This is a genomic window from Muriicola sp. E247 (assembly GCF_041358175.1).
GTDB lineage: Bacteria > Bacteroidota > Bacteroidia > Flavobacteriales > Flavobacteriaceae > Muriicola.
Window position 1 is genome coordinate 756,548 of the sequence record NZ_JBGKBE010000001.1, and the last position, 12,723, is coordinate 769,270.

The following is a 12,723-nucleotide window of genomic DNA, read 5'->3' on the forward strand; positions in this document are numbered from 1 at the left end:
AGATGAATTTCTTGTTCCGGAAATACGGAGGCTGCTATAGCGTCGTAGGGGCAGCTTACGCTACCATAACGGATTTAGACATTTTTTTATCCTGAACCTGGATACGGTAGATGTACTTCCCGGTAGAGAGATGCTTTGGCATTCTCTCCCTGATATTGATCTCTACAGATCCTTCAAACATCACCTCATTGTAGACAGTACCCACGTTCTGTCCCAGGATATTGTAAAGCTGAATATCCACATGTGCACTAAATGGCATCTCGAGATAGATATGCGGACTCTCCTGAGTAGGGTAAAAAGGTTTGTGAACAATGGCATTCAGCAGTTCTTCACTCGGGTCTTCCGAATTAGGATCCATTGGTGTTGGTGGGGTAAATGGTTCATCGCTGTAAGCAATGTCCGGAAATTGTACTCCACTACAATTAAATCCTAGATTCACCGGGGCATAGGGATGATCTAACAGATGCTGTTCCACCAAAGGTATGGGGACGCACATCCATTCGGCGAGAACAGTGGCGTACAGATCCCTGAAGTCCATGGTATATTCGAGATTTCCTCTTCCGTTGGGATTTTCCAGGGAAGGATGATCTCCCACAAAAGCACTACCGTTCAGCCCTGATCCGAAGAAAAGGGTAGGGGCAGCTTTACCGTGGTCGGTACCGTTAGATCCGTTTTCAAAGATCCTTCTTCCGAACTCGGAGAAGGTCATGCTCAGCACTTTGTCGTCCTGTTGGGTAAAGGCGATGTCTTCGTAGAAATTGTTGATGGCAATAGAGAGGTTAGACATCAGGCGTTCATGGGCCAATGGTTGATTTCCGTGGGTATCGAAACCACCCATAGAGATCATATACACTTTGGTTCCCAGATTTCCTTTTATTAGACGGGCTAACAGTGCCAGTTGTCGTGCAAAGCCATTATCCTGATATTGTACCTGGTTTTGTCCTCGCTCATAGGCTTCATGGATGAGCCCAGAATACTCATATGTAGTATTGGCTACGCCCCTTAGGAATCTCAATTGATCCCCGTACATACAATCATTGAAAAGTGTGGGATCCAGGCTGTATTGAACACCTGATTCTGCTATTTCTTCCAATTGATCGATATTAGAAGTCACGAAGGCGTAATTTGTCTCTTCACCTTGAAATACAAGGCTCCCAAAATTCCCGATCTGTATGGCTGCCGGGGAGGCAGGTGGATTAATCAGATAATCGGGATAGATATCTTCAAAGTATCGTCCCATCCATCCGGTGTTGAGTCCGGAAAATCCTGTGGTGGTCAGATCTGTATTGGCATATATATCCGAGCCCGTAAAATGGGAAAGACTCTGGTTTTCATACCCTACACCGTGTACGGCTTTAAACTGTCCTTCACCCCACATGGATTCAAGGGAGTTCATATAGGAAGGTATTCCAAAATCATCAGTAAGTTTCAGCACTTTACTTTCCGGGATGTAAATATTCGGCCTCGCATTTGCATAGAGGTCGTATTGCTCAATCGGAATCACAGTACTCAATCCGTCGTTTCCTCCCGATAGACGAATCAGGATAAGTATATTATCCGAATCGGCATTGGCAATGGCTGCAGTTAGGGGTGATGGAGCGGAAGCTGTAAGCATATTGCTGCCCAGCATCATAGATCCGGATCCGGCAATACCTATGGCCTGCAGAAAGGAACGCCTGCTCCAGAACTTGTGTTCTTCGTCGTGCCCGTTGTTATTCTTAATATTTATTGGGATATGATTATTGCACATAATAGTAGGTTTATTTAAGTTGAAACTCAGGTTGTCTTGATAAATGCTTCAGGAGTAAAAAGACCTGTTGTGGAACTTCCGGACTTACGGATAACATCCATAGGCCCAGTCCTCCGGGGACATAATCTGAGCCGTAATATTCCTCCGGTACATCTTCAATTTTAAATACATCCATGGCATTTTCAAAATCCTGGGCCGTAAGTAACCCCAGGGGGGTGAACTTGTTCACTATAGCCCGAACCACGGTTTCCGGGTTACTAGTATTGCTGTCTGCCGGTCCTACGGCATCCATGGCCAGGGTTCTGAATTGTTCCTGATTCGACTGAAAGAAAATTTCCAGGAAAACCTCTACGGTTAACCATCTTCCAATAATAAAATTGGTGTTTATCCAGGTTCGGTCTCGTTGCCATCCCGCAACATCAACAGGATCAAATAATTCCTGACCCAGCATCCTGGTTGTATCTATAACATTGAGTACTGTATTGTCATTATATGCAAAATTGGTTTCCTTTATAAGATTCAGATAGATATCGAACGGACTCTTGATAATTACACCAATGGCTTCATCGTCAAAAAAGTGTTCACTTTTAAAGAGTTGAGATAAAACCGGGGCAATTTCAAAGTTGTTTGAGACCATTGTAGTCGCTAAACCGTTGATAATGACCTGTGCGTTGCCGGCATCGTCAGAAGAATCAGGGTGAACGAAATATTCGTATAATTTCTGACAGATAAAAGTGGCAATTTCATTGGGACGCTGCTGGAATAAGATGTCAATAACATCATCGTAGTTCCAATTCCCGGTTTGTCCTAAAATAGTTTTGCTTCCGGCATCAAAACGGGTTGGATCAAAAGTTACCTGGCTACAGCCAATTTCGCCTCTTTCCACATAGCCGGTTAAAGCCCTGGCAGTTTCGATTATATCCTGTTCTGTATAGCCGTTCCCTTCACCCAGAGTAAATAGTTCGTAAAGCTCACGGGCGTAATTTTCATTAGGATTGTTCCCATTGTTGTAGGCCCCGTCGAGATAATACAACATAGCACTGGTAAGGCCTATTTCGCTTACGAAGGTTTTAAAATTCCCGATTGCGTTACGCTGCAGACAATCAATATAATAGTATAAGAAGCTATTACAATCATAGACATCCAATTCGGTTACAAAGTGGTTGCTCCAGAAAAAACTCAAACGGTCGCGGAGATTGTTGTTCAGCATTCCATTGGTGTAGGCAACAGCCCACTCTTCAGCCTGAGCTCGTCTCAGCTGCCGGGCGAGATCATCGTCGTCTGGATAGTTGCTGTTATTCCAATCGGCCCATGGGGGAGCAACAAGAGGTGGCATGGCAAGGGCCTCATTGATCAGGTTGTCTACGAGTGTACCTGCATTCTGACCCACGGCCTGGTCTATAGTCTGTACTGAGGCACTAAACCCTAGTCTTCTGTACAAATGCGCTGCCCTGACTTTGTCCAGGGGTGTTGTGTAAGGCGCTAATGTAGAAGTGTTACAATTAACGAAGTATTCCATAGTTATTTTTTAGGCTTTAAGAACGTTCATGTGTGTAGGGGCAAATTCTTAACGCTTAATCCATTTACTTAGTATGGAAAACCCGGTATTTTCGATATCCGGAGATCTAATGTACAATCTCAGGACCAAAATTCCGGTTAAATGAACCTACTTTTCGACGAAATGCGCTATTTTGTTAATTTTCAGGTGAATATGAGGATGCAGAATGAATTGGGGAGGAAAGGAGAAGATATGGCTGTTCAGAGCCTTGTTAAGAAGGGCTACAGCATCAGAGAAAGAAATTACCGCTTTGGCAAAGCAGAAATCGATATCCTTGCTCAAAAAGATGGTATTCTGGCAGTAGTAGAGGTTAAAATGAGGCGCTTAGGACACCTTAGATCATTAGCCGATGCCGTGAATCTTAAGAAAAGAAGTCGATTAATAAAAGCAGCAGATCATTATGTAATAAAGAACAACCTCAATGTTGAGGTACGTTTTGACATCATTCTCATCCTTCATTCTAAGGATAAACATAGCCTGGAACATCTCGAAGCCGCCTTTTCACATTACTAGCAAACGTTTTATTTGTAACATTTTGTTATTTTTGAAAAAAATGACATGAAGACGATTTCTTCAGTAGTAGAACAATACATCAGGAAAAAGCCTTTTTTACAAAGTGCTTTGTCTCAGGGAATCATTAATCTCACCTCCCTGTCTCGTATTATCAAGCCAGAAATTGAAGAGGAACTCGGAAAAGAGGTTCGCAATGGGGCCATTGTGATGGCCCTGAAACGCCTTTCCGACGATCTTGAGTTCAGGGCGACACACAGGATTATCAAAGTTTTAAAGAATATTGGAGAAATTACGGTAAGATCTTCCCTTACCGATTTTACTTTTCTGGTTTCAGATAGTATACTTGAAAATCAGACACAGCTACTGCAGGAAGTCAGTAAGAACAAGGACGTTTTTTATACCTCCTCCCGGGGTGTGAATGAATTGAATATTGTGGTGAGTAACAGCCTGGATCCTATTGTGGAGTCACTCTTCAAGAAGGAGAAATGCACCCAGAAAGCTTCCAATCTATCCTCCATTACCGTAAAACTTCCTGCCGAGAATGTCTCTGTTCCGGGCATTTACTACTTTATTTTTCAGCGCCTGGCATGGGAAGGTATTGTCTTGTTTGAAGTCATCTCAACTACAAATGAATTCACAATTATAGTGAATGATGAACAGGTAGATATGGCCTTCAAGACAATCAAAGACCTGAAAAATCTTTAAGTCAACTTATTTGCTATTATCTGGAAGCAGGCTGGGATTCTTCTACAGTTTCTCCTACAATTGGACGTAAAACCTCCAATGCAGTGGCAGTTGAATGTACATTCTCAAATATCAGCATCAGTCTCAGGCCGTTCCTGGTTTGCTTTTCCTTGATTCTGCAGATCCCGGGGTGGGATTGTACATATTGCAATACCCTGGTAAAGGTATCGCTCTGGTAAAAAGCAGACTGCTGGTCTCCGACAAAATACCCCAGAAATTTCCCTTTTTTCATCACTACCTTTTCAAGTCCGATTTTGCCGGCGAACCATTTAATTCGCACCGAATTTAGCAGGTCTTCAACAGATGTAGGCAGAGGGCCAAACCTGTCGCGCAGATGAACCTGGTATTCCTGCAGTTTTTTCTCTTCAGAGATCGCATTGAGTTCGGTGTACAAATTCAGTCTTTCCGTAATATTATTTACATATTCATCAGGGAAGAGGAGTTCAAAATCAGAATCAATTTGTGTTTCTCTTACATAGTTCTTCTCTTCGCCCTCATCTTCGTAAAGATCCTTGAATTCATTTTCTTTTAATTCCTCAATGGCCTCGGCCAGAATCTTCTGATAGGTCTCAAAACCAATTTCATTGATAAATCCACTTTGTTCCCCTCCAAGGAGGTCACCCGCGCCCCTTATTTCAAGATCTTTCATCGCAATATTAAATCCACTCCCCAATTCTGTGAATTGTTCAAGGGCTTCAATACGCTTCCTTGCTTCGGTAGTCATAACGTGATAGGGGGGAGTTATAAAGTAACAAAAGGCCTTTTTATTACTTCTTCCAACCCGACCCCTCATCTGGTGGAGGTCGCTCAGGCCGAAATTATTGGCATTGTTGATAAAGATAGTATTGGCATTGGTAACGTCAAGGCCACTCTCCACAATGGTCGTAGAGACCAGTACGTCAAATTCCCCATTCATAAATGCCAGCATAAGGGTCTCCAGTTTTTTCCCTTCCATTTGTCCATGTCCTACCCTGATTTTAGCATCTGGAACCAGGCGTTGTAACATGCCGGCCACTTCTTTGATATTCTGTATACGGTTGTGGATGAAAAAGACCTGCCCTCCCCTCTGCATTTCATAGGTGATGGCATCCCTGATACTCGCTTCATCGAGCCTGATAACGTGACTCTCGATAGGGTAACGGTTTGGAGGAGGCGTAGTGATCACAGAAAGATCTCTGGCCGCCATCAGGCTAAATTGAAGTGTTCTTGGAATGGGGGTTGCTGTAAGTGTTAGTACATCCACATTCTCCTTAATGGCCTTGAGTTTGTCCTTTACGGCAACTCCGAATTTTTGCTCTTCGTCTACAATAAGCAGTCCGAGATCTTTGAACACTACATTCTTATTAACCAATTGATGTGTCCCGATGATTATTTCTACCTTTCCTTCTGCCAATTCTGCCAGGGTTTCTCTCTTTTCTTTTGCGGTCCTGAACCGATTGAGATAATCCACCTTCACAGGCATATCTGCCAGTCGTTCAGTAAACGTCCTGTAGTGCTGAAACGCAAGAATGGTAGTAGGAACCAGAACGGCAACCTGTTTGCCGTTATCTACGGCCTTAAAAGCGGCCCGGATAGCGACTTCGGTCTTGCCAAATCCAACATCTCCGCAAATGAGTCGGTCCATAGGCCTTTCCCGCTCCATATCTTTTTTAATGTCCTGTGTTGCCGTAACCTGATCGGGGGTATCTTCATAGATAAATGAGGCCTCCAATTCGTGTTGCAAATAACTGTCAGGGGCATAGGCAAAACCTTTGTCGAGTCTTCGTTTAGCGTAAACGCTGATCAGGTCAAAGGCAATTTTCTTGACCCTGGATTTTGTTTTCTGCTTTAACTTCTTCCATGCTGCAGAACCCAGCTTGTAGATTTTAGGGACCGCACCGTCTTTCCCATTGTATTTTGAAATCTTGTGCAGGGAGTGGATACTTACATAGAGGATGTCCCGTTCCCCATACATCAGTTTGATGGCCTCTTGCTGTTTCCCTTCAACATCTATTTTTTTAAGTCCGCCAAACTTTCCAATTCCGTGATCGATATGGGTAACGTAATCTCCAACTGTTAGCTTATTGAGTTCTTTTAGGCTGATGGCCTGTTTTTTGGCGTAGCCGTTTTTAATCTGGAACTTGTGATAGCGTTCAAAGATCTGATGATCAGTATAGCAAGCCAATTTTTCATCATCGTCAATAAAGCCTTCATGGATTGGCGCAACCAAAGTTTGATAATGAACAGACTTCCCAATTTGATCGAAGATGTCGTGAAACCTCTGGGCTTGCTGTTCTGAGGAACAGAAGATATAGTTGTTATACCCCCCGGCCTCGTTTTCATTTAAATTGGCCAGAAGGAGGTCGAATTTCTTGTTAAATGCAGGTTGTGGTCTGGTGTGAAAGACCAAATCATCAGAGGCTGTGGAATGCTGATTATTTTCAAAGGTGACCAGGGAAAATTGCTGCAGTTCATCCCTGATGTTTTCCGGACTTGTAAATAGTTTTTCGGGATGCGAATGCTGTATCTCCTCAGAGAGTTCTGCAAATGCAACTTTTGCCTTTTCAAAAAATCCGGAAATACGTTCCTGTAGAACATCCAGATCACTTACAAATACGGTTGTTGTCGGACTGATATATTTGAGGAAACTCTCACGAGATTCTTTAGAAAACTTGTTTTCCACATTTGGGATGATAGTGATCTTTTTTACTTTTTCTGTTGAAAGCTGAGTTTCCACATCAAAAGTCCTGATACTGTCTATTTCATCCCCAAAAAATTCAATTCGATAAGGCTGGTCATGCGAGAATGAGAATACATCAACTATACCTCCCCGGACGGCAAATTCTCCCGGTTCCGTCACAAAGTCAACCCTGTTAAACTTATATTCAAACAAGACTTCATTTAGAAAATCAAGGGAAATTGTATCGCCTGTCTTTATTTTCTGGGTGTTCCTTTCCAGTTCCTTACGGGTGACTACTTTTTCAAAAAGAGCATCTGGATAAGTAACTATAATGGCTGGCTTTTTTCTGGAATTGATACGATTGAGTACCTCAGCCCGAAGAAGCACATTGGCATTGTCTGTCTCTTCTATCTGATAGGGTCTTCGATAACTGCCAGGATAAAAAAATACTATTTCCTCCCCGAAGAATTGTTCCAGATCATTAAGGCAATAGGCTGCCTCTTCCTTATCCCGTAAAATCCAAAGAAATGGTTGATCTGACGACCTGAAAGCTTCCGCAACAACAAAGGATCTGGCCGAGCCTACAAGCCCCTTAAGGCTTATCTTATTTTGAGATTGAGCAATAGAATTCTGCAGTTTCCTGAGTTTAGGAGACTGTGAGTACAAGGAAGGAATGGTGCTTTTTGTCAGCGGTAATGTTTTTGCAAAGATAAGGCGGGATGGCTGCTTCTGCAACGAGGCCCTAAATTTTTATTACTTCGGCATCAGCTATGGCATAAACCTCATCTTCCTTGTTTTTTGTCAGGATATGAGAACCGGTAAAAGTTCCGAAAGCGGGCAGGATTAATTGATGCCGACTTCTGAAAAAGCACGGCAGACGTAGGCTTTGCCTTCCATGACCTTTCAGCTTGACAGCAGGGTGGATATGGCCCGATAAATTAAACAGCCCTTCTCTTTCTTCCGGATAATGGGTGAGCAGGAACGGACCCCAGACAAGTTCTTTTCTCAGATTGATTCCCAGGGCCTCGTATTTTAAAGGAGAAATAATATCGTGGTTTCCTGCGATGAGGATCATCTTTACGCCGGCATTTTTAACCCATTGCTCAAACAACAGCCATTCCCTGTTCAAACTTGAATGGAACAGATCTCCCAGAAAACAAATGGTTTTCGGTTGAAAATGAAGCAGGGTTTGCTGCAACATTTCAAAGTTTTGATGGATGGCCTGTTGAGGAACCGCCGCCCCGTATTTTCTGAAATGAGATACTTTTCCAAGGTGTACATCACTGATTAGCAGTACTTCCTCATTATGCCAGAACATTACTCCGGAAGGATGAAGTTCGAGTTGTTGTTGTAAAATGTTCAGGAGCTGAGTGGTCATGGATTCAAAGATAAGCAGAAAAGCAAATTCTTGTCTTAGATTACTTCATCAGGATCTTTGTCATCTTTCTGATACGGTCGGCAAGTTTTTCACTCGACATTTTCTCTCTTAAGCGATCGGTGATGATGGGAAAGGAGAAAGGGGTTGGCCTTTTACATCTTTTCCAAACGATGTTTTGATTGCCAATTCTCTCAAGGGCGAGACGTAGTCGTCCCTCTTCCAGCTGATGCTCAAAGGTTTCCCTATATGACTGGAGATAGAGGAGGTTGTCTGGTTCATAGTCTTTAAATACTTCAAACAGGAGTTGAGAACTGCTTTGCAGGTGTTTCATTTTTACTCCTTTGTCTGGATAGCCTGTAAAAACCAATCCGCTGATCACTGCAATATCACGGAATTTTCGCCTGGCCATCTCTGTTGAATTGAGGCTTTTTTGCAGGTCGTCTAAGAGATAAGAAGGGCTGAAAAGATCATTGTCAATAATAGCCCGGATATCTATTTCCTGATCAGAAAGCAATTCAAATCCATAGTCGTTAAAGGCAAGGGAAAAAGTAATAGGGGAGAGCAGACTTACCCGATAACCCAGTAAACTTCCCATAGCTTCATGAACAAATCTTCCTTCAAAGGGATAAAAAATATGGTGGTATCCGTCGCGTGTTTTAAATGATTCAATGAGGAACTCATCGGGTCCTGGAACAATGCTTTCTTCCTCCTGTCTTTTAAAGATAGGAGCCAGACATTGTATAGCTTCAGATTGCTTCGCTACAGGTAAATTGGCCGAATATAGTTCTTCACGAAGGAGCTGCGACATCTGGGCTGACAGGGTGAGTCTGCCGCCCATCCAGCTGGGTACCTTGCTGGTCTTCTTTTTTGAATTTCGGACCAGGGCCTGCATTTCTTTTATCCGGATAAATTCAAGATTCCTGCCTGCGAAAGTGAACACATCTCCCGGACTGAGTTTGGAAATAAAATATTCTTCTATCGAGCCGATATATCCCCCCTTTTGATAACGAACTGTAAGATGTGCATCCCCAACAATGGTCCCAATCTGGAATCTGTGTCTCATTGCAATCCCCCGGTTGTTCACCTGCAGCTTACCCTCTTCCGAGACTTCTACTTTTTTGTATTCGTCATAGGACTGCAGGCTCTGACTCCCCATAACAACAAAATTTATCAACCAGCGCCACTCATCTTCTGAAATGCCCTGATAGCAAAAAGTACTTTTAATTTCAGGGTAGATTTCGGCGGGGTAAAAACCATCAGACACTGCCAGAGTAATCAAGTATTGTACGAGCACATCAAAGCTGTTGAGGTAGGGAATACGATCTTCTACGGCCTGTTTTATTACAGCCTGTTGCAGGGCAGAAGCTTCAACTAATTCTATGGCATGAGTGGGAAGAAAATATATGACACTTTCCTTTCCCGGCTGATGGCCACTTCGGCCTGCTCTTTGCATGAAACGGGCTACTCCCTTGGGGCCGCCAATTTGTATTACCGTCTCAACGGGGGCAAAGTCTACCCCGAGATCGAGGCTTGAAGTGCATACCACCGCCTTTAATTCTTCTTTCCGGATGGCTTCCTCCACCCATATTCGGGTATCTTTATTGATACTGCCGTGATGCATGGCCATTTCTCCCGCGAGCTCGGGATATTTTTCCAGGATTTTCTGATACCAGATCTCACATTGACTCCGGGTATTGGTAAAAAGTAAGGTGGTTTTGCTGTTGTTAATAATAGGAATCACCCTATCCAGCAGTCGCAGTCCCAGGTGACCTCTCCAGGGAAAGGTTTCAATTTCATCCGGGATGATACTTATTACATTAATCTTTTTATTAAGACTTGCCCGTATCATCACAGAATTTCTCAGGGCTTTACTTTCGGGCCCCAACAAAACCTGCCTTGCCTGTTCCAGGTTCCCAATGGTAGCTGAGATTCCCCAAATCCTCAGTTCGGGGGCCAGGCTCTTTATCCTTGAGAGACCCAGTTCCATCTGTACGCCTCTTTTAGTACCCAGCAGTTCATGCCATTCGTCCACGACGATGGCTTTGCAACCCCTGAACATTTTGTCATAGCCTTTTGTGGCCAGAAGTAACTGCAGGCTCTCCGGGGTAGTAATCAGCAGGTCGGGCATAGTTCTGCGCTGCCTGCTTCTTTCTTTTGTCGAGGTATCTCCGGTTCGTATTCCCACTGTCAGGGGAAGATCGAGATCTGTAATGATCCTTTCTGCCGATTGCCTTATCTCCTGGGAGAGGGCTCGTAAGGGGGTGATCCAAACCGCTTTCAGGCCTTTTTTGTGTTTAGCCCCTGTTTCTTTTTGCTCTCTGAGATAGTCCAGAACTATGGGGAACCAAAGGGCATATGTCTTCCCACTCCCGGTAGGCGCATTGAGCAGTCCGTTTTTTCCTGCCAAATAAGCGTTCCAGGTTTTACGTTGAAAGGGGAAGGGAGACCATCCCTGTTCCTGAAACCAGTCTTCTGCAATAGATACGTCTACACTATTCTTCATCATTACAGTTTCAGGGAATAAGATTTTTCAGATCTTCCAGGGTATTTGCCTGCTCTATACTCTTGTCGGTCCTCCAACGAAGTATACGAGGGAAGCGAGTTGCAACCCCGCTTTTATGCCGTCCTGAAAGGGCAATCCCTTCAAAAGCGATTTCAAATACGAGCTGAGGAGTAACACTTCTCACTGGCCCGAACCGCTCCAGGGTATTCTTCTTTATCCAGGCGTCAACCTTACGAAATTCCTCATCGGTAAGTCCAGAATAGGCCTTGGCAAAAGTCACCAGTTCTTTATCTCCTTCAGGGTTGATACTCCACAGGCCAAAGGTGTAGTCTGTAAACAAATTGCTGCGCCTGCCATGGCCTCTCATTGCATAAGTAAGAACCGCATCAATGGTTAGTGGATCTACCTTCCATTTCCACCAATCGCCTTTCTTTCGGCCTACCAGATAAGGGGAGTCTCTGCGTTTTAACATCAGGCCTTCACTTTTTTTCTCCCTGGACAGGCTGCGTTCCCTGACAAATTCAGACCAACTATCAAATGACATTGTCTCTGACAGATCTATAGGTAATGATGGGTCAGAGCTTAGCGGTTTTACAAGGTCCTCTAATAATTTTCGTCTCTGTTCAAATGGACGCGACCTGATATCTTTTCCATTCCATTCCAAGAGGTCGTATGCCTTCACAATCACTGGATAGGAATTCAATAGTTTTCGGCTCACTGTTTTTCGTCCGATTCGTTTTTGCAGGTCATTAAAAGTGCCAATTGTTTCATTGGGGAAGGGAAGGATTTCCCCGTCGATTACTGTGCCGTCAGGAATATAATTCAGCAGATCAGCAAACTCAGGGTACTTATCAGTGACCAGTTCCTCACCTCTGCTCCAGACAAATATTTCTCCGTTTCTGAAGATCATCTGTGATCGGATTCCATCCCATTTGTGTTCGGCAAACCACTGAGAAGTACTACCCAATTTCTCAGGTTCTCCCTCAAGAGCATAGGCCAGGTAGAAAGGGTAGGGTTTGGAAAAGGCATCCGATTGTTTTTCTTCGAGTACAAGCTCCTGGAATGAAATTGTATTTGGATCCCAGTTACCCATTAGCTTGTAGGCTAGGATATCTTCATCAATGCCTGTGGCATTTGAAAGAGACCTGGTCATGAGTTTCTGACTGATTCCAATCCTGAATCCTCCTGTGATAAATTTTGTGAAGACAAAGCGTTCGTAATAGGAAAAGCTTTGCCAATGCTCAAAGAGGTAGGCTTTTTTCTCCTTTTCAGATTTGCTTTTTAGGGAAATCAGGTCTTTCAGGACATCAGTAAGAGATATGTTCATTTTTCTTTGAGATGCAGGAATCACCAGGGCTATAGTTTCGGCCAAATCCCCTACGATATGGTAGCTTTCTTCAAAAAGCCATAGTGGAATCGCAGCTATTTCTGAGGCCCATTCTCTCAGTAAGGTAGTATTTACCGGTCTGGGAGGTCTTCTGTGGGATAATATGGCGATGGTCCATACTTTATCCGTATCGTATGCATTTGTAAAGTATTCGGCCAGTGCCTCTACCTTAACTTTCGTTTTATTGGTACTGTCTAATTTTCTTATAAGCTGGGCAAATTCCTTCATCTC

General features: G+C 43.6%; 8 protein-coding genes. 2 read left to right on the forward strand and 6 right to left on the reverse strand.

What is annotated here, in order from left to right:
* Nucleotides 1–55 precede the first annotated feature (55 nt).
* Together ACA086_RS03320 and ACA086_RS03325 are read right to left on the reverse strand one after the other, a co-directional pair.
* Entirely contained in the window at nt 56–1,750 is a 1,695-nt protein-coding gene (locus ACA086_RS03320) for a DUF1501 domain-containing protein (protein WP_371001920.1), read from the reverse strand.
* A 10-nt stretch (nt 1,751–1,760) separates the two neighbouring features.
* Nucleotides 1,761–3,269 carry a DUF1800 family protein gene (locus ACA086_RS03325; protein ID WP_371001921.1) on the reverse strand — a complete coding sequence of 503 codons (1,509 nt, stop codon included), beginning with the start codon at nt 3,267–3,269 and terminating at the stop codon, nt 1,761–1,763.
* 141 nt (nt 3,270–3,410) lie between these two features.
* Here ACA086_RS03325 and ACA086_RS03330 point away from each other — a divergent pair, with 141 nt between their 5' ends.
* Nucleotides 3,411–3,821, forward strand: a complete 411-nt coding sequence (locus ACA086_RS03330) for a YraN family protein (RefSeq protein ID WP_371001922.1) — start codon at nt 3,411–3,413, stop codon at nt 3,819–3,821.
* 45 nt (nt 3,822–3,866) lie between these two features.
* A complete protein-coding gene (locus ACA086_RS03335) occupies nt 3,867–4,526 on the forward strand; it encodes an aspartate kinase (protein WP_369746760.1) in 660 nt (219 codons plus the stop codon).
* A 16-nt stretch (nt 4,527–4,542) separates the two neighbouring features.
* Here the strand turns inward: ACA086_RS03335 and mfd are convergent, their stop codons facing one another.
* Genes mfd through ACA086_RS03355 form a run of 4 tightly spaced genes read right to left on the reverse strand, consistent with a single transcriptional unit; the run spans nt 4,543 to nt 12,720 of the window.
* Nucleotides 4,543–7,914: a transcription-repair coupling factor gene (gene mfd / locus ACA086_RS03340; RefSeq protein WP_371001966.1), complete on the reverse strand. Its 3,372-nt coding sequence runs from the start codon at nt 7,912–7,914 to the stop codon at nt 4,543–4,545.
* A 52-nt stretch (nt 7,915–7,966) separates the two neighbouring features.
* A complete protein-coding gene (gene pdeM, locus ACA086_RS03345; protein WP_371001923.1) occupies nt 7,967–8,602 on the reverse strand; it encodes a ligase-associated DNA damage response endonuclease PdeM in 636 nt (211 codons plus the stop codon).
* Between the two features lie 40 nt (nt 8,603–8,642).
* Nucleotides 8,643–11,105: a ligase-associated DNA damage response DEXH box helicase gene (locus tag ACA086_RS03350; RefSeq protein WP_371001967.1), complete on the reverse strand. Its 2,463-nt coding sequence runs from the start codon at nt 11,103–11,105 to the stop codon at nt 8,643–8,645.
* A gap of 10 nt (nt 11,106–11,115) precedes the next feature.
* Nucleotides 11,116–12,720 (reverse strand): ATP-dependent DNA ligase, encoded by a 1,605-nt coding sequence (locus ACA086_RS03355; protein ID WP_371001924.1) that lies wholly within the window; start codon nt 12,718–12,720, stop codon nt 11,116–11,118.
* Nucleotides 12,721–12,723 lie beyond the last annotated feature (3 nt).